At 51.6% G+C, this 25,448-nt stretch carries 26 protein-coding genes; 4 read left to right on the top strand and 22 right to left on the bottom strand.

The genetic code is table 11. The features are described 5' to 3' along the window. Positions 1-11 precede the first annotated feature (11 nt). The 3 genes from RIC29_06605 to RIC29_06595 are packed head-to-tail and all read right to left on the bottom strand — an operon-like array spanning position 12 to position 3,339. Positions 12-974 (bottom strand): hypothetical protein, encoded by a 963-nt coding sequence (locus tag RIC29_06605; GenBank protein ID MEQ8734575.1) that lies wholly within the window; start codon positions 972-974, stop codon positions 12-14. A gap of 25 nt (positions 975-999) precedes the next feature. Continuing rightward, complete coding sequence (locus RIC29_06600) at positions 1,000-1,974, bottom strand: zinc-binding dehydrogenase (GenBank protein ID MEQ8734574.1); 975 nt, start codon at positions 1,972-1,974, stop codon at positions 1,000-1,002. Between the two features lie 54 nt (positions 1,975-2,028). Then, the gene (locus RIC29_06595) at positions 2,029-3,339 is read right to left on the bottom strand and encodes an MFS transporter (GenBank protein ID MEQ8734573.1); all 1,311 of its coding nucleotides are present in this window, start codon (positions 3,337-3,339) and stop codon (positions 2,029-2,031) included. A gap of 197 nt (positions 3,340-3,536) precedes the next feature. Between RIC29_06595 and RIC29_06590 the strand changes: the two genes are divergently transcribed. Further along, positions 3,537-4,451, top strand: a complete 915-nt coding sequence (locus RIC29_06590; GenBank protein MEQ8734572.1) for an alpha/beta hydrolase — start codon at positions 3,537-3,539, stop codon at positions 4,449-4,451. A gap of 38 nt (positions 4,452-4,489) precedes the next feature. Here the strand turns inward: RIC29_06590 and RIC29_06585 are convergent, their stop codons facing one another. The 4 genes from RIC29_06585 to RIC29_06570 form a co-directional block, all read right to left on the bottom strand. Beyond that, complete coding sequence (locus RIC29_06585; protein ID MEQ8734571.1) at positions 4,490-5,152, bottom strand: type 1 glutamine amidotransferase; 663 nt, start codon at positions 5,150-5,152, stop codon at positions 4,490-4,492. Continuing rightward, positions 5,149-6,138 carry an amidoligase family protein gene (locus tag RIC29_06580; protein MEQ8734570.1) on the bottom strand — a complete coding sequence of 330 codons (990 nt, stop codon included), beginning with the start codon at positions 6,136-6,138 and terminating at the stop codon, positions 5,149-5,151. Before RIC29_06580 ends, RIC29_06585 begins: the two co-directional genes overlap by 4 nt. Before the next feature lie 93 nt (positions 6,139-6,231). Beyond that, positions 6,232-6,738: a Dps family protein gene (locus tag RIC29_06575; protein ID MEQ8734569.1), complete on the bottom strand. Its 507-nt coding sequence runs from the start codon at positions 6,736-6,738 to the stop codon at positions 6,232-6,234. A gap of 91 nt (positions 6,739-6,829) precedes the next feature. Further along, entirely contained in the window at positions 6,830-7,036 is a 207-nt protein-coding gene (locus RIC29_06570) for a hypothetical protein (GenBank protein MEQ8734568.1), read from the bottom strand. A 225-nt stretch (positions 7,037-7,261) separates the two neighbouring features. Between RIC29_06570 and RIC29_06565 the strand changes: the two genes are divergently transcribed. Further along, the gene (locus RIC29_06565; GenBank protein ID MEQ8734567.1) at positions 7,262-7,477 is read left to right on the top strand and encodes a hypothetical protein; all 216 of its coding nucleotides are present in this window, start codon (positions 7,262-7,264) and stop codon (positions 7,475-7,477) included. A 64-nt stretch (positions 7,478-7,541) separates the two neighbouring features. Here the strand turns inward: RIC29_06565 and RIC29_06560 are convergent, their stop codons facing one another. Then, positions 7,542-8,525 carry a zinc-binding alcohol dehydrogenase family protein gene (locus tag RIC29_06560; GenBank protein MEQ8734566.1) on the bottom strand — a complete coding sequence of 328 codons (984 nt, stop codon included), beginning with the start codon at positions 8,523-8,525 and terminating at the stop codon, positions 7,542-7,544. Between the two features lie 108 nt (positions 8,526-8,633). On the opposite strand from RIC29_06560, the gene RIC29_06555 reads away from it, so the two are divergent. After that, the gene (locus tag RIC29_06555; protein MEQ8734565.1) at positions 8,634-9,302 is read left to right on the top strand and encodes an HAD-IA family hydrolase; all 669 of its coding nucleotides are present in this window, start codon (positions 8,634-8,636) and stop codon (positions 9,300-9,302) included. 10 nt (positions 9,303-9,312) lie between these two features. Here the strand turns inward: RIC29_06555 and RIC29_06550 are convergent, their stop codons facing one another. From RIC29_06550 to RIC29_06515, 8 genes are all read right to left on the bottom strand, one after another. Further along, positions 9,313-10,662, bottom strand: coding sequence for an MFS transporter (locus RIC29_06550; GenBank protein ID MEQ8734564.1), 1,350 nt, complete (start codon positions 10,660-10,662; stop codon positions 9,313-9,315). 120 nt (positions 10,663-10,782) lie between these two features. Next, a complete protein-coding gene (locus tag RIC29_06545; protein ID MEQ8734563.1) occupies positions 10,783-11,547 on the bottom strand; it encodes an SDR family oxidoreductase in 765 nt (254 codons plus the stop codon). 52 nt (positions 11,548-11,599) lie between these two features. Continuing rightward, positions 11,600-12,613, bottom strand: coding sequence for a hypothetical protein (locus RIC29_06540; GenBank protein ID MEQ8734562.1), 1,014 nt, complete (start codon positions 12,611-12,613; stop codon positions 11,600-11,602). A 64-nt stretch (positions 12,614-12,677) separates the two neighbouring features. Further along, positions 12,678-14,531 (bottom strand): cytochrome c, encoded by a 1,854-nt coding sequence (locus RIC29_06535; protein ID MEQ8734561.1) that lies wholly within the window; start codon positions 14,529-14,531, stop codon positions 12,678-12,680. A 142-nt stretch (positions 14,532-14,673) separates the two neighbouring features. Then, a complete protein-coding gene (locus RIC29_06530) occupies positions 14,674-15,312 on the bottom strand; it encodes a hypothetical protein (protein MEQ8734560.1) in 639 nt (212 codons plus the stop codon). 170 nt (positions 15,313-15,482) lie between these two features. Next, positions 15,483-16,112 carry a hypothetical protein gene (locus tag RIC29_06525; GenBank protein MEQ8734559.1) on the bottom strand — a complete coding sequence of 210 codons (630 nt, stop codon included), beginning with the start codon at positions 16,110-16,112 and terminating at the stop codon, positions 15,483-15,485. Positions 16,113-16,244: 132 nt separating this feature from the next. Then, positions 16,245-16,814 carry a hypothetical protein gene (locus tag RIC29_06520; GenBank protein MEQ8734558.1) on the bottom strand — a complete coding sequence of 190 codons (570 nt, stop codon included), beginning with the start codon at positions 16,812-16,814 and terminating at the stop codon, positions 16,245-16,247. Positions 16,815-16,821: 7 nt separating this feature from the next. Next, positions 16,822-16,965: a hypothetical protein gene (locus tag RIC29_06515; protein ID MEQ8734557.1), complete on the bottom strand. Its 144-nt coding sequence runs from the start codon at positions 16,963-16,965 to the stop codon at positions 16,822-16,824. Positions 16,966-17,263: 298 nt separating this feature from the next. Here RIC29_06515 and RIC29_06510 point away from each other — a divergent pair, with 298 nt between their 5' ends. Next, entirely contained in the window at positions 17,264-17,746 is a 483-nt protein-coding gene (locus RIC29_06510) for a hypothetical protein (protein MEQ8734556.1), read from the top strand. A gap of 56 nt (positions 17,747-17,802) precedes the next feature. Here the strand turns inward: RIC29_06510 and RIC29_06505 are convergent, their stop codons facing one another. The 6 genes from RIC29_06505 to RIC29_06480 form a co-directional block, all read right to left on the bottom strand. Then, positions 17,803-19,485, bottom strand: a complete 1,683-nt coding sequence (locus RIC29_06505) for an FAD-binding oxidoreductase (GenBank protein MEQ8734555.1) — start codon at positions 19,483-19,485, stop codon at positions 17,803-17,805. A 147-nt stretch (positions 19,486-19,632) separates the two neighbouring features. Beyond that, positions 19,633-20,625, bottom strand: a complete 993-nt coding sequence (locus tag RIC29_06500) for an MDR family oxidoreductase (protein ID MEQ8734554.1) — start codon at positions 20,623-20,625, stop codon at positions 19,633-19,635. A 37-nt stretch (positions 20,626-20,662) separates the two neighbouring features. Next, positions 20,663-21,028, bottom strand: coding sequence for a cyclic nucleotide-binding domain-containing protein (locus tag RIC29_06495; GenBank protein MEQ8734553.1), 366 nt, complete (start codon positions 21,026-21,028; stop codon positions 20,663-20,665). A gap of 79 nt (positions 21,029-21,107) precedes the next feature. After that, a complete protein-coding gene (locus RIC29_06490; GenBank protein MEQ8734552.1) occupies positions 21,108-21,473 on the bottom strand; it encodes a cyclic nucleotide-binding domain-containing protein in 366 nt (121 codons plus the stop codon). A 54-nt stretch (positions 21,474-21,527) separates the two neighbouring features. Continuing rightward, positions 21,528-23,045, bottom strand: coding sequence for a peptide ABC transporter substrate-binding protein (locus RIC29_06485; GenBank protein ID MEQ8734551.1), 1,518 nt, complete (start codon positions 23,043-23,045; stop codon positions 21,528-21,530). Between the two features lie 78 nt (positions 23,046-23,123). Then, positions 23,124-25,433: an NADP-dependent malic enzyme gene (locus RIC29_06480; GenBank protein MEQ8734550.1), complete on the bottom strand. Its 2,310-nt coding sequence runs from the start codon at positions 25,431-25,433 to the stop codon at positions 23,124-23,126. Between the last annotated feature and the right edge of the window lie 15 nt (positions 25,434-25,448).

The following is a 25,448-nucleotide window of genomic DNA, read 5'->3' as shown; positions in this document are numbered from 1 at the left end:
GAGGCCCAGAGTTACTTGCGCTCCAGGCTCGCACGGTTATTTGTCAGGGATTGCACCTCAGCGTTCTCAAGAAAATCTTGAGCAGAGGCATCGTCTTTGAGATACGCGTCTAGGAACGCTGTGGATGTGCCCCGAATGATGGAGAGGCCTTCGTGGTCAGGGGTTCCTCCTGCTGTTTCGCGACAGATGAGACCACCGTAGTAGTGATCCCCCTCGTCCAACACAACGCCATAGCTATTGCCCGGAGGGGTTTCAAAATAAGCGGCCATACGCCAGGGCCAAGGATGTACCGGTCCCCTGCCTGTCGCGCCCAAATCTTTCGTGCCACCCGAAGAATAAACAGGCCCCGTATAACGTGCGAAAGCGCCCTCGGCGATGTTCGGCAATGGTCCGACACCACTCAGCACCACAGCCACATCGTAACGATCATCAGCGACATCCAGGAGTTCGCTAGTGTTCGGATCAACTATATCAAGGCCCGTCATGGTTAGCGCAATTTGACCACCGAAAGAATGGCCTGCCGCCGCAATATGATCGCGATCTATTTTTCCTTTTAAGCCTGGGACTGCGGTCTCAATGTTGTCCAGCATATCCAAGATATAACTCATGTCTTGGACGCGTTCGCCAACCAAGTCCTTACCTGCAAGGTCCTGAAACCCGAAACCGTTGGATTCTGAATCAAGATGCAGCGGTGAAATTGTGACGTAACCATGGGACGTCCAATGGTCCGTCACGGCTGTGTACATATTCTTCGGACATAAAGCGCCCTGTGAAAACACGACCAATGGATAAGGCCCAGCACCCGCCGGCCAGGTGACACGCACCGCAAGCGGAATCATCCGACCCGGCCTGTCCAGCACGACGGGATAGGTCACATTGACATCTTCTTCTCCACGCAACGACTTGTAGATATCTAAGACACCCGCATGAGCGGGCAGAGTTGTAGCCAGTGCGATTAAGAGAACGCGAAGCATAGCCCCTCCGAACGCCGGGCGCCTATTAGTCCTGAGGCACGGCTAGAATGATTTTACCAAAGTGATGCCGTTCGCCGACCATCTCGTGGGCTCTGGCCACTTCTGAAACAGGCAGTACGGTATCGATGATGGGACGGAACGTGCCATCTTTAAACATCGGGATCGCCTCATTGCGGAAGCTTGGGATAGTCTCAGGTACATATCGCGCTGAGCTATCAATGCTCATTGAGAGAAGCTGGATATTGCGGGCACCGATATTCAAACTAAAAGTGACCATGCGACCGCCGGTGGAGCCGTACATCGCAATGCGGCCTTCATGACCCATAGATTCGATCAGATCTGAGGCGGTTTCTTCGCCAATGGTCATGCAACCAACATCCAAGCCTTTGCCTTCGGTCAGTTCCATCACCCTTTCATGGACGTTTTGGGTTTTGTAATTGATCAACGCATCGCAGCCATACGCGGTGGCTTTGGCCAGTTTCTCGTCCTGACTCGCAGTTCCGACCACCCAGCAGCCTTTGGCTTTCGCGATTTGCAAGGCAGCCGTGCCGACCGATGACGCAATAGCTTCAATGAGAACTTTTTCACCGGGCTGGGCTTTGGTCACGATGTGCAAAGCGTGCCATGCGGTGAGCCAGCCCACACCAGCCGCAGCCCCTTGCTCAAACGTCCAACCATCGGGCAATGGAAACGCATGGTAGTCCTGAATCAGACATTTCGTGGCATGAGACCCGCGACCACGGAAAAAGACTTTATCGCCCACCGCACAACTGTCGACGCTCGCGCCAATGGCGGACACAACGCCCGCACCTTCGAGCCCAAGTATGATCGGCGAGGCCAAGCCTGTGTACGTTCCAGCGCGCATACGCGTCTCGGCAAAGTTGACGCCCGACGCATGCACATCGACCACCACTTCGTCTGGACCGGGCACGGGGTCTGGGATATCGGCCCACTGCATCACTTCTGGGCCACCAAATTCCTCGACCAGCCATCCCTTCATAATTTTTCTCCGTCTCGCATTCTTAATTCTAGGTTCAATGTGTCTGGGTTTACGTTAGGTCTGCGTCCGCATTTGGCGATCAACTTCCTCAACTTCTAGGCCCGACGGTATTGGCTTAAGTCTCAAGTATAACAACCCGGCCACTGCCAATGGAATGCCCACGACAACCGAGAAGGTCATGTTCCAATCGAAAAACTGAACGCCATAGGTGACGACCAAAGGTCCAATCGCAATGCCAAGGTTCACGGCCAAACTGGAACAAACCGCAAGCCCCGTGGCCCGCAGATGCGTTGGGAAAACCTCGGCGATATAGGCGAACTTCACAGCAGCTGTGCCGTAAAAGAACGTCGTCGCGATACACAACACGATGAGGGTGTCCCAATATCCGGACGTAAACCACACCATGCTAAGAAATGCAGCCGCACCCAACAAAGTAAAGAGGGTCACTGTGGTGCGGCGGGTTAGCACAAATTCACCGGTGACAGCCGCCACGACATAGCCGACGACGGCCACAGCATTGGCATAGCCGACAATATAGGTGGCATCGGCCTGAGCTAAACCACGCGACTCAATCAAGAATGTCGGCAACCACAGCGAGGCAGCCCCATAGGCGATCACAAAAATAAACTGAGCGATGAACAAGGTGACCGTGCGCACCCGTATATCCGGGGCGAACAACGCCGCCACTTTCGCCTGACTGGACTGACCGGAAGAGGAAGTCTTTTGCGCCTCGGTTTTATGACCCTCAAAACGTTTGGTTTCTCGCAGAAACTTATGAATCACCCAAATAAAAGGGATAGACAACAATCCGACAAGGAAAAGCGGGCGCCAGCCATAGGATTCTAGCATAGGCGCAGCGAACAAAGCCGCAAAGAAGGCTCCCAGAGGAAATGCAGTTTGCAACATGCCGGCCATGATGCCGCGATACCGTGCCGGTGCCTCTTCGGTGACGATTGCCCCGGTGGTGGGATACAACGCACCACCCGAAGAAATCGCAAAAGCCCGCAAGATCGTCATAACAACGATACCCAGCGAGAACGCAACACCCCCAACCACTATCTGTGCTGCACTCTCAGGCACAATGGCATGAGCGGCAATGAACAGTGAGGACGTTACAGTGATGATCATCAACATATGTTTGCGACCAAATCTGTCCGTTAGCGTGCCGATATAAACCTGCAAAATAGCGCCCACGGAATAGGACACAGCCACGACCCAGCCCATAGCCTGAAGACTCACGCCAAAGGTCTCCCGGATGGATGGCAAAGCGTATGAGAATAACGCCAAGTCTATTTGGCTGAACAAATAGGCCAAATGGCAGACGATAAAGGCTTGCAGCGGATAACCGCGAATTTGAGACCACATGAGACGGGAAACACTCAATTGAACGGGGCTGAACCCTAACCCAGGACAAGGCCCCTGTCGCCCCTAGACGTATGAGTATGATGCTGAAACGCCTTAAATACGTTCAGATCAGAACCGGGCGCTGCACACTCTGTGCTCTATAATGCTATGGTCAGATATATGGTGTAAGCTGAACCGTAGAACTTGAGGACGCAACGATGAGAATATTTCTAGGTGGTATAATTTCAGCGATGCTTATGTCTTGGACCGCCCACGCCACCGACTGGGTTTACGAGACTATTCCAGCGGAAGATGGCGTACCTTTGGTTGTGGCTGAAACCGGCAATCCTGACGGTCCTTCGATTTTGTTTATCCACGGTTTTTCTCAAAGTATTTTATCGTGGAAAATGCAGTTGGATGATCCGGGCCTTCAATCCAAGTACCGGATGGTGGCGTTTGATCTGCGCGGCCATGGAGCATCGGGTAAACCCTGGACATCCGAGGACTATGAAAGCCGGGATTGGGGTAGTGATGTCGCCGCCGTTATTGCCACTAAGAATCTGGATAAGCCGGTATTGGTCGGGTGGTCTTTTGGCGGCTCGGTGATGACGGCTTATTTGCGGCATCACGGCATGGAAGATGTCTCAGGTTTGGTTTTTGCGGCGGGGGCTATGTCTTTGTCTGGCGGCTCTTCATTCAGCGCTGAGATGACGGCTGAACAAGCTGAGATGATGAGCCGTATGGGTATGATGATGTCACCGGACGTCGCTAAAAACCTGGACGGCACATCGGCTTTTGTTGAGAGCTTATCGGCAAAACCGCTTGATGCAGAAACCCAGCGGGAGGCGCTTGTGTATAACATGATGATGCCAGCTTATGCGCGCATGGCGATGTTTGCCAATCAAACCTCCTACGAGGATTTGGCGGGTAAAATTACATTGCCGACGCTGCTTATTCACGGCGACGCGGATGCGGTTGTTGAGTTTGAATTAAGCGTGGTAAATCAAGGGCTCATTCCAGGTTCAGAGCTTGCGCGCTATGAGGGGATAGGCCACGCGCCATTCTTAGAAGACCCGGCACGGTTTAACAAAGATGTTGCGACGTTCACGGACCGCGTAAATACGCCAAAGTAAACCCGCACCGCCGACCTGAGAGGTAACCGGATCAGATACTAGGCGGCAGCGTCAACCAAGCCACGAAACACATTCACCTGATCCTCTCGCCAAAACAGAATTTCGGGGTGCCATTGGACGCCGACATAAAAGCGGTCGCCGCGGTGTTCAATCCCTTGGGTGATCCCAAGCGTATCCCGGGCACACACCTCTAGCCCATCGCCGAGCCGCTCTACTGACTGGTGATGAAGGCTGTTTACCCGAATACAATCGCCCTCACCTATGAGGTCGAACAGGCAACTCCATTCATAAACCTTAACCATTTTGCGTGGCCAGATTGAACGGTGACGCCTTGGACCACCGTGTTGCACGTAGCTATCTTGGTTTAAAGTACCGCCGTGAAAAATATTCATAAGCTGTGAGCCACGGCAAATTCCAAAGACAGGCAAGCCCTTCTTATCGGCAACGGCCAGAGCCTCAAGCTCTAAACGATCACGCTCACCATCTGGTACGGCCTTAAATCGCAACTCGTCATCATATAATACGGCGTCGATATCCTCGCCGCCGCCAATAAGAAACCCATCCATGTCGGCAAGTTGGGATTCGTCGCCAGGACGGGTTGCAATGGGAGTCCCACCAGCGCGCCAGATCGCCAAACAGTTCAACCAAGTGAGAAGTTTACCGCCACGCCTGGGGCCGGTGACGGCGATCTTGGGCTTCATGATTTATCTTCCGCAGAACCAAAAACCCGATGCCAGAAACTGTCGTCCGTCGCGAGGGTATTGAGAAAAGCATCCGCCGCTTTTCGCAAAGCCTTAGCGTCCGCGGCCAGTTGTTCCACTTCAACCCAACGATTCCACTCTGTCACCACAGACCAGGAGTCATCGGACAATTTCATATTGGGCAAGCGGTAGTGATAGGTCGGTCGGGCTTTAATTCGCGCATCGTTGAGCGCCTGAACGATGCGATCTTCATCGAGGTGTTTAAACAGAGGTAATAGATCCAATTCCCGATTGCGGGTCGGATTATGCTCCAAGTAGTCATCAATGAGTTGCTTTAAGTCAGGCTGGTAATCAGATGCGAGGAGCAGGTGCATATACGACTTCGGGAACGGATCTATGAAAGGTAAGACTCTGCGCGTTAAATCCACCTCGATGGAGGCCCGCAAATCTGGCGAGGAAATAACATAAGCTTGTAAAACGCTCGTTATGTCCTTGGGGTTCGTGCTTGCGACTTCTGGATTTAGGTGAAGACCGAAACCAGCCACAAAAGATTGGTCAGTGCCCCGCGCTCCGTCCTCTCTGAGAGCATCCAAGATAGGAGAAAACGTGTCCAACTCCGTGTAGGGCATCGGTGGACCGACAATTTCAGTCGGCACAATCCCTTGACTGAGATCGCCCACAGCCTTACTGACGGATTTGTCTATTTCGGCAAAAAAAGAGTCTGCATCCGCCGGATCTTGCCACTCTTCGCGCGGGTGCGCGTATTGGCTATCAATTTCAATGACAAACTCAGAAAAATCCGGCGTATCTACTTTGTAGCGATGCTCTGAAAGCGCCTTAATTTCACCGCCGCAAACGGATTGGACGATTTGGGCCGCTCGTTCAGCTGTCACCCCCCCAAATTCAAGTTCAACGCCAACACGACGTATTTTTCCGTCTGCTGTTTCTGGATTTGGCGGGTCGTTTACTTGAGGTGAATATGTCATCGCAATACTTTATCATTTAATACAGCTGCAAGGGAGCCACGTTCACACATGACTCCCTCGTTTTCTTAGCGGCGGCTTAATGGCTTTTGAGAATTACTCGGCCAGCGTTGAGCGCAACATCCATACGGCTTTCTCATGAAACTGCATGCGTTCCGTCAGCATATCGGCCGTGACCGAATCTTTCAGGTCGCCGGCAATCTCGGCGGTTTCACGCAAGCGACGCACAATTTTTTCATGATCATCTACCAGAGTTTCAATAATCTGCTGAGCCGTTGGAGACCCCTTCTCTTCTTCAATCACCGTCAAGGCTGCCATATCGGTGAAACTGGCCGGGGCCGGATGGCCAAGACTACGGATTCGCTCAGCCAAGTCATCAGCCGCTTGAAAAAGATCTTCATAATGCTCTTCTGTCATAAGGTGGACAGTACGAAACATCGGACCAACGACGTTCCAGTGATAGCCGTGGGTCTTAATCATTAGTGTATAGGTATCAGACAGCAAGCCAGACAGACCGTTAGCAAGACGCGTTTGATCTGTAGGTGCAATACCGGTCTTGGTTTCAACAACGTCAGCTTTTGGATTTAAAACTGTAATACTCATCTCGCGTGCTCCTTTCGAGAGTTATTAATCGGTGTGTGAAAAATCGAAATCCTAGACCGCGCTGATGAAAGCGCAGGTCATACGCGCAGTATTAATTATTTTTGCTTGTGTTTTGCGCGTGACCAGCATCGGAAAATGCTGAAGAACGAGATTGTTCCGAAATTTGAGAAATCAAATTTCTCACCGAACGATCTTCATTCATTAGTTGAAAAACCGCGCCTCTGCCATCTTCGTCCAAGCGACCTGACACATAGTCACGCAGGTCTTGCTCGGTGACAATTCTTAGGATGGCTTGCATGGTCTCCTCTGGTGTTTCGATTTACGTAACACCGCAAATATTAGCGCCATGTTTATATTTTTCAATAAAAAACGTGTACGTATATAGTACAGATTACTTAATATACTGAATAGTAACAATATACGTACACTAGATTACTTACACAAAGCCTGCAAGTATAGTAACTGGAGTTGCTGATGTAACTGGAGTAAGTTTCGCAATCTTCACGATACGAGAGCGTTGTCCATGCCTGATGAAAAACCACTCAAGCGCACAGAAAAACTGCAACTTATGCTCGATGACGACGAGCTAAAGGCAATCGATGACTGGCGCTTCACGCACCGCATGCCGACACGCGCCGCCGCCATTCGAGAACTCTTGCGCCGCGGCCTGCTCACCGAAGAGTTTGATAAACCAGAAACAGATGTCCCAACCGGGGACTACAGAGTCATTGATAAATGATGGAGTAAACGTCCGCGCAGATAAGAACAAGTTACCGGACAACTCACGCTTTATTTGATTTTATCTAAATCTGACCACCAACCGTGAAAATCGTGCGGCCCGTTGTGCGTCGGTTTTCGAAATCGTCATGGGCTTGGGCGATCTGACTCAACGGCCGAACGGGATTAAGCGGATAAATCCAGTCTTTTTTATCGAGCTTTGAATGAATTTCTGCGAACTCAGCGCCTTTGGTTTTGGCCATGGCGTGATATTGCACAAAACCACGCACCCCCGCCGACGCCCCAATTAACCCAGAGATATTCACCTCGGGTGCTTGACCCGCCATCGCGCCAATGTAAATAACTTGGCCCAGAGGCGCGAGACACGCAAGATTCTTAGGTGCATCAGGTCCTGCATTTCCATCAATAATGACATCGGCCCCATGACCGTCCGTGAGACTTTTGACCGTGGCGGGCCAATCAGCGTCTTCGCGCTCGTTGATCAGGTGATCAGCCCCAAACTGCTCGGCCCAGGCGATTTTTTCAGCACTTCCGACAAGACCGATCACTTTACATCCAGCATCTTTGGCAATCTGCGTTGTCATCACGCCAACAGCACCAGCGGCAGAATGAATGACGACCACGTCGTCCTCCTGCACGCGCGCCATAGTATGCAGCATATGCCAAGCCGTGAAAGTAGAGGTGAAATAGACCGTGCCAATGGTCCAGTGAAACTCGTCCGGAATTGCCACCAAGGAAGACTTGGCCGCAACTGCATAATCAGCACAGCCACCCCAAGACCCAGCAACAGCAAACCGCTTGCCAATCAAATCAGCATCGACACCAGGACCAACGGACTCGACCCGACCAGAATATTCATATCCCAATGTAAAAGGCATATCTGGCACACCCCATTTGATGCGACCCGCGCGCGCATGGGTATCTAGGGGGTTCAACGCGCAGTATGCGACCTGAAGCAATACCTGCCCCTCGCCCGGTTCAGGCTTAGGAATATCGGAGATTTTAAGGGTTTCTGGTCCGCCGTTTTCTGTAATCACAACTGCGCGCATGGTGTGCTCCCTATTTTCAGAAATAGACTTTATGATCTGTACACTCAGAGATAAGTGAAGGCGGGCGAGCGGTCAACGACCAGCAGAGGCCCTGTTAGAGAAAGACAAATGAAAGCAGTAATTTTTGATTGTGACGGTGTTCTGGTGGACAGCGAGATACAGTCTGTACGGATCGGCCTAGCCGCCGCACGAAAGCTTGGCCTGACCTATACAGAAGATGAGTACATCCATCGATTTATCGGCACGACAATGGACGCGTTTTTCACCACACTAGACGCAGACCTTTTTGATACGTTTGGTGTGCGGTTATCGGAAAATTTTGTCCGCACATTGCTCGCAGATGAAACGAAGAAAATAGATTCAGAATTGACTGCAATTGAAGGTGTTGGGGAGGCGATAAGAAAAATTAACAACCCCTTAGCCGTCGCATCCTCATCTGGACCAAAACGCCTAAGATTCAAACTTAAGAAAATAGACCTGCTTACGACCTTCGATCCGCATATTTACTCGGGTGAAGAGGTGGAGAACGGAAAACCGGCACCTGACTTATATCTGCATGCTGCCGCACAACTCGATATTCCAGCTATCGATTGCTTCGCAGTGGAAGATAGTGTGCATGGTGTCGCCTCCGCAAAAGCAGCAGGCATGACTGTGATTGGCTTTACCGGTGGTGGTCACTGCCTTTCAGGGCATAACACTCACCTTGAGAAAGCTGGTGCAGACGCAGTGATTACGCACATGCGTGAGCTTTCACAAACCCTCGCTGCTTTCGATTAAGGCTGCTCGATCAAATCTTGGATGCCATTACTTCCTGGTATGCGGCGCGGTATGGCGCAAGGCAGCGCCATAGAAAAAATGCCGAGATCGGCGCAACGACAGCAACAGAGATTGAGAGAGAGTATCTGACCGCTTCATCATAGCCGAACACAAAATCCGTAATTGCAGCAACAACGGTTGGCGCCAAACCTATTCCCGCGAGATTAACAAAGAACAGGAACGCGGCAGAGATCATGGCACGCATGCGATTCGGCGTGATCAATTGTAATGCGGCAGTGGCTGCCCCCCAGGGGAAACTGGCAAAGAAGGTCAGGCCAGCAATGCCAATAAGGGCCAATGTGATGTTGTCTGTCAGAGGAGCCAGAACCCCAAAAGGCAAGGTGCAGAGTACACCGACAATACCAGTTCTAACTTCTGCATCGACTTTGCCCGTCTGACGCCAGTATCCAGCAAGCATGCCGCCTGCGGTGACTCCTAACAGCCCAAACACCACAACAATGAGACCGTAGCTTCCACCAACCTCACCCGGTGTCCAACCGAAATTCCGAATGAAGTGTGTGGGTATCCACGCGGCGGTACCAGTCCAAATAAAGGCGTACATCGCGAAGCCGAGAAAGTGATACCCATAGGCTTTCGGGCGTGTCGACATAAAGCGTATGGCCCGCCGGATATGCCCGCCAAGACCTAGTTGCAGTTCAGACTCGCCTGTTGTGCCTAAGCGTTTTGGTTCGCGGAGGCTCAGCGCCCAAAGCGCAACCAGCACGCCTGGCAACCCGACATACATGAACGTCACCTGCCACGGCTCAAGATGCCCAATAACGGGCAGGTCAAGCGCCGGTGTAATTTCAATAATTGCGCCACCGATGACCAGTGCCAATCCAGAGCCAATAAAAAGGCCAGTGTTATAGACGCTGAACGCGCGGGAAAGTTTTGCCGGTTTAAAATAGTCGGTGACCAACGAATAAGCCGAGGGCGATAACGCCGCTTCACCGATGCCAACACTGACACGGGCGATAAACATTTGCAGAAAGGAGTTGGCCAAACCACACGCAGCAGTCGCCATGCTCCACAAAAAGATACCGATTGAAATGATGCGTACACGATTACCCCGGTCTGCCAGCCAACCGATGGGCATACCTAGCAATGTATAGAACAGCGCAAACGCCAAGCCATGCAGCAGACTGATTTGGGTGTCAGTTATATCCAGTGAGGCTCTGATCGGTTCGACCAGAAGAGTTAGTATCGTGCGGTCAATGTATGAAAACGCATAGGCAATGACCAACACAGCCATCACATACCAAGCATATTTTTCATCGGGATAATCTTCTTCCCCGACGCTGACTTGCGTTTGGTCACTCATCCGATGCCCCCTTGCGCTGATACCAAAAGAGATGATGCCTTACATAGCCGAAGACCGCGACATATAAATGTCAACGCCTTTGGTTATGAAAAAGTCTTAGTCAGAGGCATTTCTCTTCGGTTAGATCATGTCCCACGGAAACACCATTTCTGCATCTACAGCAGCTAAAATTTTGCCGATGGTCCCGTTGTCATCAATGACGTTGACGACCAACTCTGCCAGGTCTGCTCGATTGATAAGACCGGACGTTTCACGGCTCTCACTTAAGTAGGCCCGACCAGTCGCAGGATCGGACTTCAGAGCACCCGGGCGGATAATGGTGTAGTCGAGACTACTGGACATAAGATGATTCTCAGCTTGCGTTTTCAGGGGTAGGATATCTTTTAGAAAGCGCTTTGCTGGCAATGGTGCAGCATCATAGCTATCGCCAGAGCCTATGGTTGTCATCAAGACCATGCGCTTAACACCTGCGGCCTCAGCCGCATCAAAAATATTACGGTTGCCTAAATAATCTGGCCGGGGGTCGCAACTAAAGCAGGCAATAGTCGTGACGACTGATGTGTAGTCTTTATTAACAAAAGCTGCCTGCACTGAAGGCAGATCAAGCGCATCACCGACAACCAGTTCAACACCAAGGGCTTCTAGATCTGAGGTATCAGAGGATTCTCGAACAAAAGCGGTCACGCGATCCCCACGGTCCTTAAGAATTTTTGCCGTTTCCAGACCCGAGTTACGAGTGGCCCCAAAAATCAAAACATGATGCCCCCCTTCTGGAGGCGGACTCACCTGCGTTTCATAGACGGGGTATTGATTGGGAATGAACGAATAAATCACCACAGCAGCGAGCAGTACGACAACGAAAAGGCCAATGCGTTTGAAAGTCATTTTTGAAGTCCCTGTATTCGAATAATTATTCGACTGATATATTAAAAGGATGTTATCCGGGAAACTGTGCAACACCAGACAATGAATTATTTTGTCCAATATAGGCGCTCTTGACCACTTCGCCGGTCTCGATGCTCAAAAGCACAACCTGGCCGGTGAAAAAATTACCAACAATCATGTTCTTGCCATCAGTAGACGGTGCGCTGGCAGCCCATCCTGAACTGTCCATGTCATAATAGCGCACAACATCGCCGGTGTTTTGATCAAGCAATACCAAACCATTACCTGTGCTGATGAGCAAAGAGCCATCCAGCATCTGCATCATGGTGAGCACCATGAACACATTTTCATCTTCATCAAAAACCTTAAGATCAGGCAGTTGTGTGCGATTCTTGAGATCATATTGCATTACCCGATTACCGGTTTCAGAAATATAGATTATGCGTGTGTCATTGTCGGTGAGCACAGTAGAGGTTACGCCATGGATGCCAGCAACGCCGCCGTGAACCTCGGTGGGGTATTCTTCGAGCAACTGAGCATCTGAACTAAACTTAAAGACCCAGCCATCGCCAATAACGTCGCGCCCAGGCAATAGATTGAAAACCGTGGTGTTAGAAGCGATCTGAATCTCTTTGCCGATGAGATGCTCCCCAAATAAGAGGCTGCCGTTCTGCGCGAAGGTGACGCTGCTCAAAGTGCGGTCGGAGAATTTGCGTACAGGCTTTTGGACACCATCGGTACCGATTTCGACCACTGCGGGTGTGCCCTGTGCAAAAGCCCAGAGCGTCCCATCTGGTGCCACAGATAAACCGCCAACTTTATGCTTGGTGCCTTTGGTATAAAGCACACCCTTCTGATTGAGATCCGAGTCATACTGGAAAATCCGCCCCGTCCCCATGTGATCGTCCGTTGGGACATCCATAATGGTGGCAGCGACAAAGATGTCACCAGGTGCAAAAGGTTGAAATGTTGAAACCAAATCATCTGCGGCCTTCGGCGTTGTCAATGACATCCCGAGCGTTATAGACGCCACCGCCATTCCAGAAAAAGTCCGTCGATTAGTCATTTTGCTCTCTCCCATTAAATTGCGCCTGATATCTTTCTGATCACACCAAGCGTTATTTTTCAGACTAGCCGCGACCAGCCTGAGCCGCACAGCGTATCGTTGGCAGTTGCGATGCCCCTTCAAAAACCCACACATAGTTGTCTGAAGAACGCTCTTTTGGGTCAACAAACCCATTGGCATTCAAATCGCAGAAGTAGTCGAGCAGGTCGCCAACAGGTGGCTGCGCTGGTGCCCATCCCGTTTTCACGCCATCAAGCGCCGCCAGGTCACTTGCCCCGGCAGACTGAGCATCCGATGACCAATAACTGCCTTGCTCTTCGCCTTCGACAGTGAGGCCAGAAATCCCACCTGTGGAACCGTCAGAGATTACATCACTAGCAGCGTAGCTACGCTTCACGCTGCCGTTGTTGCGACCGACCAAGCCACCAACAGCATCACTGCCACTGACAGACCCCGCAGCATAACTGTTGCGCACATCGCTCAAAGAATTGAAACCGACGAGTCCACCAATGTTGCTGCCATCGCCTTCCACACGGGTTGTGGCATAGCTGTTACGAACTTTGCCATCAGTGTTCATCCCGACCAAGCCACCGAGATCATTGCTACCGATGATCGCGCCCTCGGCGTAACTGCTGAGAATAAACCCAAACGTATTCAGACCGACCAAACCTCCCAGACCACGGCTCCCGGCAACCTGCATGTTCGCGCGACTGAAATAGATGGCACCGCGCATATCACCAACAAGCCCGCCAATAGCTTGGTTTCCAGAAACCGTGCCGGAAGCTTCGCTGTATGCGACAAAGCCGCCGCTGCCGCCGACAAGACCGCCCAGCGCCAATTCACCTGCAACATCACCTTGCACGCTACATTGGTAGATGATTCCAAAATTGCTGCCTACCAAAAGGCCGACACCACCGCGCCCGACCACCTTTGCATCTTCGAGAACTACATTCCGCACAGTGCCGGACTGACCTAACACGCCAAATAAGCCGATACCGCCGCCATTGGGCTTAGAAATCCGCAGACCCTGGATTGCAAAGCCTTGCCCATCGACAATTCCTTGAAAGCCATAACGATCAAAACTGATCATGCAGTTGCCTTCCGGGCCACAGTCGCCAATGGGTTCAAAGGCTGAGATAACTGAGGCGTCAAGATCACGCACAATTTGATAATTACGCGCCATCCGGGTTGCTTGACCGAGAGTCGATTGAGCACCTTCGACAGCACCTAGATTGCCGATCGCTTGAAGTTGATGAATGTTACAGACCTCGTAGTAACCATCGCCACTCACGTCTGCGATGAATTCGCCAGGATCATCTGGCGCGGCATCGTAAGCATCAGCCAGGCCGTCATTGTCTCGGTCCTGGTTAGAGTCGCCAGAGATATTTGCACAAACGGTGTCGCTCACGACCTCAGCCATCTGTGCCGCATCATGCTTGGCCTGCGCCAGCATCGCGTTGTATCTGGCAATCTCATCACTGTGATCGAACTTGGGCGCTTGCCCACCTCCCTGAGGCGGTCCTCCAGAGGGCCCCTCACCTCCAGCACTTTCTGGGATGCCATCGCTTTGACGCTGACGAATTTCGCGCCGGGTTAAATAGCCGGGCTGCACCGCATAATAGGCCGCAATATCTTCCAGCTCTTGATCCGTTTTGCCAAGAACCGAGCCGCGCATCAAAGAGTGTGTGCGACTGCCCTCACGATACTGCTGCAACGCCAAAAAGATGTAGCGCTCGTGTTGACCACCGATTTTTGGGTTGATTGGCGACGGGCTATAGCCGTCAGGCCCATGACAGGCAAAACAGTCGCGCGCCAACCGCTTACCGCGTTCGGGATCACCTTTACCAAACCCTGGACCAGCGAGTCCGCCAATCAACGCGAAAGCGAGGAAACCTAAGAGTGCTCTTCTTAACTGCATAAAGGGTCTCACTTCCTGGAATATACGAATACCACTCAGCAGATGATGTTAGGCCGATCCGAGGCAGCTGTGCATCTCACAAAAAAAGGGGCCACTGCATGCACAGGCCCCCTTGTTTAGCTGAATATGCATCAGGATAACCCTAGCGCATCGAGACTTCTTCAAAGTTTTTGATACGTACTGTGATCAAGCGCGTTTCTGGATCCCAGGGGTCAACCTCCAAAGGAACACCGAGCACTTCGCCATATTTTTCATACCGAGGCTTTAGCCACACATTATAAATTTCTTCTTCCGTGAGATCGTGCTGCCCCATACGAACGGTCTGTTCAAGCACATGACCAAACGGAGACACAAAACGGCGCACACCCGGCTGCATTTCAGTCTGCAAAACCAGCTGGAAGTGGCATGTCGTTTGTTCAAAGACGGCTTTCAGCGCCAGTTCTTTATCACCTGTTTTTTCGATCATCATTCCCACACGCTTAAGCATGGGGCTTTGCACACGGATTTCCTCGTCAACCACTTCAGCAAGCAAATCATGGTCTTTCGCAAACTGAATATGACCAAGAGTCATCTTAACCAACGCATCATTGACCTGATGTTCATAGGCATTGCTGGAATGATTAAGCGTTTTAAACACCATTTGCATGATGTCGCCCAGTTCTTCCGTGCGATGCGGAAAGGGCGAGTACTGCCCGACTTGACGGTCAGCCGCAAAAGCTGACGACGAAAGAACAATTGCAATAGCTCCGCAAACGGTGGCTTTAAGCATACGTGGGATCATGGTGGAACTCCGAAATAATCATGGCCTGGACATGCAGTTCATTTGGTAATCATACCTGAAGCCGATTACTGCAAATAGGCCGTAAAAGATGGCCACGGCGCCTGACCGAACGGAGAACAGGCCGCGCAAAAGCCTTATGCCCTATAGGTTTGAGTGGATTCAACTCTGTGTCAGACAAGCCTGACGGTGATGTAGCCGTCGGCATCAACATCAGAAATGTCTAATTTCAGTCCAAGCTGAGCTGCGTACCCGTGATACCTCGGCTTAGTATAAATCTCGTGAATCTCCTCGACCGTCATGTCAAATTGACCAATGCGCTTGCCAAATTCCAGAACATAACCAAAGGGCTCCTGATAACGGCGCAGCCCCGGCTCGGAGTCCCACTCGTCAAGCATCTGATAAAAACACGATGTGCGATCAAACATCGCAATCATACCAAGCTCGGTCTCACCCGTTTCCTCAATCTTACTTCGAATGCGATCGAGCATCGGCAACATTGTCTGTTGGTCTTTTATGATCATCTCGTCGAGCAACCCATGATCTTTGGCGAACTGAATGTGAGACAGATGCGCTTTGACCAACGCATCGTTAAAGTAATGTTTGTACGGCATGGTATCGGCCATAGTTTTTAAAACCACGTTGACCGCTCGGCCAAACTCTTCTTCGCGGCCCTGAATGGCCGAGGGCATGGCCAAGGTCGGATTCGGACGGCCCGCTTCTGACTCTTTCCCAACACCTGCCGGTGGACCACCCTTCGCTGCGTCGGGCGCTTCAAAAATTCGGGCTGGTTGTTTGGTCATTTCGCGACTCCTGCAAGCGTGCTTCAGCGATAACTTAATACCAGTCACAGACTCCAAACAGATAGATCAGGCAGCAACGCTCTTCTTGTCCGAACTGAAGATAGACAGCTGAGAGTCTGGGTTCGCAAACCGCTATGGTGCGCGGGGACTTTGATCTGGCGTTGATTTAGTAAGCTTTGGCGTGGATTGACCGAAAACGTCAACTAAGGATTTAGCCAGCGCAAATGTCGTAGCCCGCCGTCCACTGCCATTATCGGGGCCGGACACATGCCCGACCCATAAGTTAGATTGGCCTGGCTGGTAAGCTGACATGCGGAGGGTAAAGATGGCCGCCCCGGGCTCAGCTTCGGTATTGTTAAACTGCATCTGGACGCCACGATCGTTGCGACGGGCATCCATGCTGCGCAGGCGATCATCGTTGGTAAACGCGTTGCGGGCACTGACACCCGGTAGAGGTGCAGACCCTTCAACGGTGACAACAACGGAGCCCCGCGGTGCGACAGCGAAGCCTTTGGCTGCCAGAAGCTTAGAAACTTCTTTCACCAAGTCGCGTTCCAGCGGCAGGTCACGCCCGGCACGCACCTCAAGGACGGCGTCGGATGGCAATTCAGCAAACGCAGTTGCTGCTAGACCAGGGCTTGATTGGGCGAAAGCGTTAGCAGGCATCGCTGCCAAAAACAGTGATAAGAAAAGATAAGTCATGATCCTATTAACTGGTGTCACCTTCGATCCTAACATTCAGCGCTGTAAGGGCATCACCAATGGGTATAAATCGGTTGAGTCCAACGGACACATTGTTGATTGTTGCACCTTGCACCGTCATGCCAATAACGTTGCCCTTATAATCTAACATTGGCGATCCAACTGCCTACTTCCCCAGACCCAAGCTGAAGCCAAACAGCGCCGATAGATTCACTAAGTCAATGACTCCATCACACCCCGAAGGCGGTGCTGTTGGTAGCGTGTTCTAATTTATAACGGGCTTCGCACGCTATAGAAGCTATCTCGATAAGATAAACAGAACCATACATAGGTTGTTAAAGTAGGAAAAATAAACTCAATCAATTAGGGTGTTTTTCGAATCGACTCAATCTAGGTTTTATGTGAATAATTTGTGGATTATAAAAAATTCAACTTTCAGGGGATGGCCAATGAGTTACCGCAGTTTATTTTCCTTAGCAACCATGGCGATTGCAGCGCTAACATTACAAGGATGTGCATCTATAGTTAATGATGCAAACATACCTATTACCGTTAGTTTCTCAGATGGGTCAGAAGGAGATTGTACTTTCCGAAACAAAAGAGGGGTTTGGCGTTCTGACATACCGACAGACGGCGTAATGATTCGGCGTTCAGATGACCCTCTAACTTATGACTGTGAAACTGAAGATGGGCGAGAAGCAGTTGGCTCAATCCGAAGTGAGATGGAAGGTGAAAAGTTAGCCGCAAGCGTCGTATTTTTCGACCTTGGAATTACCGACGCGATCACTGATAAGCACAGAACCTACCAAGGAAACGTTGTCATTCCTCTTCGTGCTCGTAAGCCAGATAAGGCCGCTGATAGTTCGAGCGCAAGTGAAGATATAAACGAATCAGAGCCAACTGATAACACTTCAGAAGATTCAGAATTATAGTTGCCGACGAGTTTATTTATAAATCTCGCTCGTAACATTGAGTTGAACCAGGCCCGTTAAAGCTTCAGCGCGCCTGGGTTCATCAGGCCGTTGGGATCAACCACTGCTTTGATCTTCTTGAGCATTTCCCACGCTTCAGGTTTGCGGCTCTGGTCATAACGATACAACTTGCCAAGCTGCATGGAGACCGCGCCGAGATCCGTAAATAGCTGACTGAGATCGTCGCGCATGGCCTTGACGATGGCCCTCCCCTCTTCATCGGCGTCGTGAGTTGGCAGTTTCGCGAGATGCTCGGGACGCATGACCCCCTCATACATTTTAAGGCGCGCATCGGGCCAAAACCAAACCGGCTCTATCAGGAAGCCATAATTGCCGACGGTGACCAAAAGGAATCCGTTGCGAATGCCGTGCCGTTCTTTCAGGTCTTTGTATTTGTCGTAGAGAGCCGTTACCGCATCTAGCGCTTCAACAGCCTTAGAGTGCGGCACAATGCAATGCAACGGCACCCAACGCTCGCCGCTTGGCCCAAGAATTGAATCCGGCGGTAAGAACGGTTCGGCATGACAGATCTTGGTGATTGACGCCGGAAGTGGACGCCCGCCAACCTCACGCGCAATGGCTTTGGCCTGCTTGATTTTATCGTCAACGCCACCCTTAGTGTGATCCTCAACGGACACATGCACACCGTAGAAGACGTCTTTCAAATAGTTTCGCCCTGCAATAGCGATTTGCAGGCCGTCCATCACGCCGGACTCTTTGATCACTTTAAATAACGTCCCGACATCTTTGAGGAGATCGGTTTCACCTTCGGTGACGCGCGCAGACTGCTGATTTTTATCGAAGCCCATGGCCTCTGTGGCCAACCCTTCACGGCTAAGGCGTGACAAAGCTGTCGCCATGTCTGCATAGGTATCGAATGCATACGCCAAATGGCGACGGTGTTTGGGTCTGCGAATCAAGCGCAAGGTCGCCGTCGCCTTAATCCCCAATGCACCGGCATCAGCCAGGAAAGGTCCCATAAGGTCAGGGCCATAATGCTTCATGAACGGCAAGCCACCCTGGGTCGCATGTGCGCCAACAGGAAGTACGGTACCGTCAGCCAAGACCACATCCATGCCCAATACTTGTTCTACGGCGGAGCCATAAAAGCCAGAACCGAAAAACACGGAGTTTTGCGATAAAGCACCACCAATGCGGCTTTGGTACCCAGAAAGCGGGCCCCAATATGGCGTGCGCAAACCTTTTTCTTTGAGCGCATCATTCAGTGCCGTCCATGTGCAACCACACTCAACGGTGACATACATATCGTCTTCATTGATCTCGATAATGCGATCCAGCTGCTGGGTATCGACAGTGATTGAATCGGGCTGGGTGTGAAGATACCCATCCGTATACGACATGCCGCCGCCCCGAGGCACCAGGGCTACCCGAGCATCGTGACAGGCCGCTGCTGCTCGCGAGAGGTCTTCAACAGATTTCGGAGCTATGGCCGCCAACGGCGTTTCAAAACTACGGAAGGTGTCTTCAGCAAAGAACGCCCGAGTGTCATCATCCGACTTCACCTGATCTGCGCCGAGAATTTGTGTCAGCTGATCCAGCAAACCCTTGTGACCTGCTAAATCAACACCAGGCTTGGTTGCCCCTGGTGGGATAGGCTCGATGTCATATCCTGGCACGGTATTTGGTGCGACAGGCGGCAAAGAAAGATCGGATTTAGAAGTGCGTGCGTCGTCAGGCATGAGTATCCCTGCAGGTCTTATGGTTTCAGCATATGGACCCTGATTGTCGCGCGACCTTAAGCGATGAGCAAGAGTGGATAATTACGTGTTCACGTCATAATTCTCACGCGTTCACGTCGTAGTTTTTACGCGTTCACATCGTAGTTTCTACGCGTTCACATCGATAACAATCCGACCACGCACCTGACCTTTGAGGATTTCTTCACCCAACTCAGGCAAACGGGCCAAGGGCTCGACCGTTGTCATGGCTTCAAGCTTGGACATGTCCAAATCCTGGGCAAGGCGCGCCCAAGCCTGATCACGTCGCGCTGAGGGACAGGTCACAGAATTGACGCCAAGCAAGCGGACTCCCCGCAAAATGAATGGCATCACAGTCGTCGGCAGATCAGTCCCCCCGGCGAGTCCACACGCGGCGACCGCGCCTTCGTCTTTGGTTTCAGCCAAGAGTGTCGCCAAAGTTCTCGACCCAACGGAATCCACACCACCAGCCCAACGGCCTTTTTCTAGGGGGCGGGCATCACGGTCTAAAACGTCGCGGCCGATCACTTCGGCTGCGCCAAGTGATTTCAGATAGTCTGCTTCCGATTTCCGGCCTGATGATGCAACGACTGTGTATCCAAGCTTAGCCAGCAAGGCGATGGCCACAGACCCAACGCCACCAGCGGCGCCCGTCACAACAATTTCGCCTTGATTAGGTTTAATACCAGCATCTTCCAACGCCAAGACACACAGCATCGCGGTATAACCAGCTGTGCCGATGGCCATTGTGTCTTTTAAGGAAAACCCATCGGGAACCCGCGTGAGAAACTCAGACTTGATGCGTTGTTTCTGGCTATAGCCACCCCAGTGGGACTCGGACAAACCCCAGCCGTTAACAAGGACTTTATCGCCAGGTTTGTAAGAGGTGTCGGCAGACTCCAACACCGTCCCTGCCAGATCGATACCACCGACCATTGGGAATGAACGCGCAATCTTACCCTTGCCTGTAACGGCCAGGCCATCTTTGTAGTTGACCGTCGAATATGCGACTTCGACCAGAACTGGCTCATCCGGCAGAGCCTCAAGCGTGAGTTCTCTAATTGAAGAGGTGTAAGTGCCGTCTTTATTATCGATCACCAGAGCCTTGAAGGTCTCGGTCATGCCGTATCCTTTCGAGAATTTCAGTCGAGGGGCAGCGTCAGCCGCGCGTGAGATGGGAGGTGGTATCGCGAAGACGCTGAACAATCAACCGGATCAAGCGGCGCATAAAGGGGTTGAGCCGCTCAAGCTGAGCCTCAAATTCTGTGTTTGAGATTTCTGCAACTTCCAAATCCTCAGAAACCGTAGCGGTCGCCGTTCTTGGCGTATTGCCGATCATGGACATCTCGCCAACAATTTCGCCTTTACCAACCTTGGCAAAGTTACGTTCTTTTCCATTGGAGTCCGCCCGGCTGAGTTGAAGCTCGCCAGAACTGATTAAATAGCAGCTTTGAGCTGGATCACCCTGGCGAAAGAGAACGTGGCCAGCCTTAAAGGTCTGCTTTTTGAGTGGGGCATCGGACATAATTTCTTACCTATTGCGAGGGATATGGAACTATGCCGCGCGAGCGTTCTGCTCGTCAATTACCCAACGACGAGGTCACTTAGTTGCGGGTCAGGTCGGTTGTTGTATTGCGCAGTCTTTGCACAATAAGTCGGATGAGTCGCCGCATGAAGGGATTCAATCGATCCAACTGCGCCTCAAATTCTTTGCGAGAAATCACCGCCAATTCGACATCTTTAACAACTGTCGCGGTAGCAGTGCGAGGCGTGTCGCCTATCATCGACATTTCGCCAATGATCTCTCCTTTTCGCACTTTGCTAAAGGAGCGGTCTTCACCAGCACTTGAGGTTCGACTAAGGCTTATTTCGCCTTCTCGGACGAGATAACAGTCATCCGCCACGTCGCCTTGACGGAACAACACATGACCAGCCAGATAAGTTTGCGTTTTGATTGAGCTATCAGTCATACCATCAACCATCAGGATCGCAGTTACGACTATGCAGCGAGATACCTCGACTCGTCAATCAACCTTAGAAACATTGGGGTCGCGCTTGAGATAGCGGCTCAGGTGTACATCTCGAGGATTGTCGATCCAGCCAATGATTTGCTGGGAGACTAAATTTTTACTCACCCCATGAAACAAGGGCGCGATCGGCGTGTCCGTCAGCAAGAGCGCCTCCGCCTGGGCCAAGAGTTGGGCACGGGTGCCATAATCAATAGCCTGGGTTGCGTCTTTCAATAGTAAGTCATATTGCGGATTACGGTACCTTGCATAATTGGATGTGGTCGATGTGCTTTGCAAAACCGCAAGAAAATTAGCTGCGTCGTTAACATCCGCCGCCCATCCGGCATACCCGATTTCAAAATCACCGCTGCGTAGACGAGAAAACAGCACTTTGCCTTCTGTGTTATTGAGTTCGACTTCAACGCCCAAGGGCCGCCACATGGCTGTTATCGCCGCTGCGACTCTGCGACGATCTTCCGCAGAGGATAAACTATACGTCAGTCGCAAAGGTGAATCTGGCCCATACCCTGCCGCCGCCAACAGCTCGCTGGCTTTGGCGCGTCGCTTCACCATCGTCCAAGAGGTTGCATCAGAGCGTGGTGGCTCATAGCCAACAACAGCAGGCGGTACAAAACTATAGGCGGGTCTTTCGCCCGATCGCAAAACGCGGTCCGCCAATAGCTCTCGGTCAATTGCGAGGGATAACGCTTGCCGGATCCGGACGTCGGCTAGGACGGGATGCTCTGTATTAAAAGTCAGATAAAAGGTGATGAGATAATCCGCGATGCGTGTTTCGCCGGGTAGATTTTCAAGGAGCCACGGTGTGCGGGCTGTTGGAAATTCCAGACTAGAATCTAAAGCGCCAGCCCGAAATTGAGCCACAGCCGCTGACTGATCTTCAGTTGGGAGATAGGTGACGTGTTCGAAAAACAGTTCCGCCAGATCGCGGTGCAGTGGATTGGCTATCAGCTTGACACGATCTTGTGGCCGCCAATCCTTAAGCGTATAGGCTCCATTTGAAACCATGGTGCCTGGCGCTGTCCAAGCATCATCTTGCGCTTCTATTACATGCTTGGGCACCAGCACCGCAAAGCCGTTTGAGAGAAGTTCTGGCAAAAAGGGTGCGGGTGAATTCAGCGTTATCTTCACTTCATGCGTACTGCTTGCCCGCACACCGAGATCAGTTACCAGCTTGCTCCCCCGCGTGATGGCCTCTGCATTCTCAATCGCATGAAATAAATAAGGGTACTGGGATGCCGTGACAGGATTTAATAAGCGCTGAAAAGAATAGACCACATCATCTGCCGTAAGCGGAACACCGTCTGACCATTTTTGATTTGGACGGAGCAAAAACGTCCACGTCAACCCATCGTCAGAAACGCTCCAGCTTTCAGCAGCCGCAGGCGTGGGGCGACCACTAGCGTCGGGTGACGTTAAGCCTTCAAAGAGATCTAAAATGATGTTTTGTTCATAAACCGTAGAGATGCGATGCGGATCAAGGCTCGCGGGATCTTGGTGATTCCCGCGAGTCAAAACATCAGCAGAAGACTGCGTTATTCCCGATGCCAACGCAGCAAGCAGACACAAACTTATATAAGCACAGCGCATCAGTTACCGAATTTTTGAACGCGATTGCACTTGGGCGTCGATGACCGCAAGGGCCGCTAAATTTACAAGTCCTCGTGATGTAACCGATGGCGTTGTGATGTGCCCCGGCTTGTTTACGCCCAACAAAATCGGTCCAACATGCAAGCCACCGGACAGCGTGCGAGCTAAATGGAACGCGGTGTTGGCTGCATCAAGACATGGCATAACCAACAGATTTGCAGGGCCTTCAAGTTTTGAGTCTGGAAACACACGCCGGCGCAATTCTTCATTCAGTGCAAAATCAGGCTGCATTTCACCTTCGACCTGAAGATCTGGGTATTCTGTATGCAGCCGCTCCATGGCCGCCCGCATCTTGAGCGCGTTTGCGTTCTGCGAAGCTCCAAAAGTAGAGGTGGCGATCAAGGCCACGCGCGGCACTAGACCGAAGTCTGCAACTTTTTTAGCCGCCCTTACGGTTAGATCAACGATAGCATCAACTGACGGATTCTCAGAAACATAAGTGTCGCAGATAAAGATGGGTCCTCGATCTAAGACAAGAAGCGATAGGGCTGATGTTTCTGGCACACCAGAACACAAACCAAGCACTTCCTCGACATACTTCAGATGCCATTTGTATTCACCGTACGTGCCACAGATCATTGCATCTGCATCGCCTTTCTCAACCATCAAGCTGGCAATAACCGTTGAGTTGGTGCGAACGATGGTACGGGCAGAGTCCGGCGACACGCCTTTGCGCGCCATAATGCTGTGATAACTCTGCCAATAGTCCCGATAGCGATCATCGTCTTCTGGATTGACGATTTCAAAATCTTTGCCTGGCACGAAACCAAGACCTAGCTTTCGCGCCCGGTGGGAGATAACAAGCGGGCGACCAATCAAGATCGGGGTGGCGATTCCGTCATCAAGCAGGACCTTCGCCGCGAAGAGAACACGATCATCTTCCCCTTCTGCAAAAACCACCCGCTTTGGCTCTTCGCATGCCTTGTCAAAGATTGGCTTCATGACCAACCCGGTGCGGAACACAAACTGCTCAAGCTGGTCGGTATAAGCTTCAAAGTCTTCGATCGGTCGCGTTGCTACGCCTGAGTCCATCGCTGCCTTGGCGATGACGGGACAAATGTTTGAGATCAAACGCGGATCGAAGGGCTTTGGAATGAGATAATCCGGGCCAAACCGAAGGGTCTGCCCTCCATAAGCCGCCGCAACCACCTCAGAACTGGCCCCTTTTGCCAGGTCTGCGATTGCACGGACACAAGCCGCTTTCATTTCCTCATTAATCTCAGTCGCGCCGACGTCAAGCGCTGCCCTGAAGATGAATGGAAAGCATAAAACATTATTGACCTGATTGGGATAATCGGACCGTCCCGTGGCAATGATAGCGTCCGGCACGGCAGCCAATACATCTTCGGGGCGGATTTCAGGCTCTGGATTGGCAAGCGCCATAATAATAGGTGCTTTGGCCATGGTCTTGACCATGTCACCCGTCAAAATTCCCGGGGCAGACAATCCCAGAAAAACGTCAGCATCAACGATAGCCTCAGCCAATGTGCGCGCTGACGTATCAGAAGCATAATCAGCTTTTTGATTGGTCATATCTTCGGTACGGCCTTTAAACACAACACCTTTGTGATCGGACAGAATAACGTTCTCGCGTCTGAGACCCAACGCCAGCAACTGATTGAGACAGGCAATACCCGCCGCTCCGCCGCCTGTCGAAACGAGTTTTATATCCGCTATTTTTTTCCGAACCAGACTCAACCCATTGATGACTGCCGCTGCCACAACAATGGCCGTGCCATGCTGATCGTCATGAAATACGGGGATGTCGAGGCGCTCGCGCAAAGCCTTTTCAACAATGAAGCAATCAGGCGCTTTGATATCCTCTAAATTGATGGCGCCAAACGTCGGTGAGATCGCCGCAATGATATCAACCAGTTTTTCTGGATCGTTTTCATTAACTTCAATATCGAAAACATCAATACCTGCGAATTTCTTGAACAGGACCGCTTTCCCCTCCATCACAGGTTTGGAGGCCAACGCACCAATCGCACCAAGACCCAGGACAGCGGTGCCGTTGGTAACGACCGCCACAAGATTTCCGCGGCTGGTCAGATTTGCCGCTTCTGCAGGGTCAGCGACGATAGCATCGCAGGCTGCGGCAACGCCAGGCGAATAAGCGAGGGCAAGATCACGTTGATTGGCAAGCGGTTTGGTTGCCGTAACCTCTAATTTCCCTGGCTGGGGATAGCGGTGGTAATGCAAGGCATCACTGCGCAATTTATCCTTCGCGTCGGTCGCTTGCTCGGTCGACATGGTTTATCCCCTCTG

The sequence above is a fragment of the Rhodospirillaceae bacterium genome (assembly GCA_040219235.1).
In the GTDB taxonomy this organism is placed as follows: domain Bacteria; phylum Pseudomonadota; class Alphaproteobacteria; order Rhodospirillales; family Rhodospirillaceae; genus WLXB01.
The sequence above is the reverse complement of the archived record's forward strand: the minus strand, read 5'-3'. Positions and strand labels throughout refer to the sequence as shown.

Excerpts from the sequence above, each read along its gene's own strand:
- RIC29_06605 (MEQ8734575.1), bottom strand. The coding sequence starts at position 974 with ATGCTTCGCGTTCTCTTAATCGCACTGGCTACAACTCTGCCCGCTCAT.
- RIC29_06600 (MEQ8734574.1), bottom strand. The coding sequence starts at position 1,974 with ATGAAGGGATGGCTGGTCGAGGAATTTGGTGGCCCAGAAGTGATGCAG.
- RIC29_06595 (MEQ8734573.1), bottom strand. The coding sequence starts at position 3,339 with ATGTGGTCTCAAATTCGCGGTTATCCGCTGCAAGCCTTTATCGTCTGC.
- RIC29_06590 (MEQ8734572.1), top strand. The coding sequence starts at position 3,537 with ATGAGAATATTTCTAGGTGGTATAATTTCAGCGATGCTTATGTCTTGG.
- RIC29_06585 (MEQ8734571.1), bottom strand. The coding sequence starts at position 5,152 with ATGAAGCCCAAGATCGCCGTCACCGGCCCCAGGCGTGGCGGTAAACTT.
- RIC29_06580 (MEQ8734570.1), bottom strand. The coding sequence starts at position 6,138 with ATGACATATTCACCTCAAGTAAACGACCCGCCAAATCCAGAAACAGCA.
- RIC29_06575 (MEQ8734569.1), bottom strand. The coding sequence starts at position 6,738 with ATGAGTATTACAGTTTTAAATCCAAAAGCTGACGTTGTTGAAACCAAG.
- RIC29_06570 (MEQ8734568.1), bottom strand. The coding sequence starts at position 7,036 with ATGCAAGCCATCCTAAGAATTGTCACCGAGCAAGACCTGCGTGACTAT.
- RIC29_06565 (MEQ8734567.1), top strand. The coding sequence starts at position 7,262 with ATGCCTGATGAAAAACCACTCAAGCGCACAGAAAAACTGCAACTTATG.
- RIC29_06560 (MEQ8734566.1), bottom strand. The coding sequence starts at position 8,525 with ATGCGCGCAGTTGTGATTACAGAAAACGGCGGACCAGAAACCCTTAAA.
- RIC29_06555 (MEQ8734565.1), top strand. The coding sequence starts at position 8,634 with ATGAAAGCAGTAATTTTTGATTGTGACGGTGTTCTGGTGGACAGCGAG.
- RIC29_06550 (MEQ8734564.1), bottom strand. The coding sequence starts at position 10,662 with ATGAGTGACCAAACGCAAGTCAGCGTCGGGGAAGAAGATTATCCCGAT.
- RIC29_06545 (MEQ8734563.1), bottom strand. The coding sequence starts at position 11,547 with ATGACTTTCAAACGCATTGGCCTTTTCGTTGTCGTACTGCTCGCTGCT.
- RIC29_06540 (MEQ8734562.1), bottom strand. The coding sequence starts at position 12,613 with ATGACTAATCGACGGACTTTTTCTGGAATGGCGGTGGCGTCTATAACG.
- RIC29_06535 (MEQ8734561.1), bottom strand. The coding sequence starts at position 14,531 with ATGCAGTTAAGAAGAGCACTCTTAGGTTTCCTCGCTTTCGCGTTGATT.
- RIC29_06530 (MEQ8734560.1), bottom strand. The coding sequence starts at position 15,312 with ATGATCCCACGTATGCTTAAAGCCACCGTTTGCGGAGCTATTGCAATT.
- RIC29_06525 (MEQ8734559.1), bottom strand. The coding sequence starts at position 16,112 with ATGACCAAACAACCAGCCCGAATTTTTGAAGCGCCCGACGCAGCGAAG.
- RIC29_06520 (MEQ8734558.1), bottom strand. The coding sequence starts at position 16,814 with ATGACTTATCTTTTCTTATCACTGTTTTTGGCAGCGATGCCTGCTAAC.
- RIC29_06515 (MEQ8734557.1), bottom strand. The coding sequence starts at position 16,965 with ATGTTAGATTATAAGGGCAACGTTATTGGCATGACGGTGCAAGGTGCA.
- RIC29_06510 (MEQ8734556.1), top strand. The coding sequence starts at position 17,264 with ATGAGTTACCGCAGTTTATTTTCCTTAGCAACCATGGCGATTGCAGCG.
- RIC29_06505 (MEQ8734555.1), bottom strand. The coding sequence starts at position 19,485 with ATGCCTGACGACGCACGCACTTCTAAATCCGATCTTTCTTTGCCGCCT.
- RIC29_06500 (MEQ8734554.1), bottom strand. The coding sequence starts at position 20,625 with ATGACCGAGACCTTCAAGGCTCTGGTGATCGATAATAAAGACGGCACT.
- RIC29_06495 (MEQ8734553.1), bottom strand. The coding sequence starts at position 21,028 with ATGTCCGATGCCCCACTCAAAAAGCAGACCTTTAAGGCTGGCCACGTT.
- RIC29_06490 (MEQ8734552.1), bottom strand. The coding sequence starts at position 21,473 with ATGACTGATAGCTCAATCAAAACGCAAACTTATCTGGCTGGTCATGTG.
- RIC29_06480 (MEQ8734550.1), bottom strand. The coding sequence starts at position 25,433 with ATGTCGACCGAGCAAGCGACCGACGCGAAGGATAAATTGCGCAGTGAT.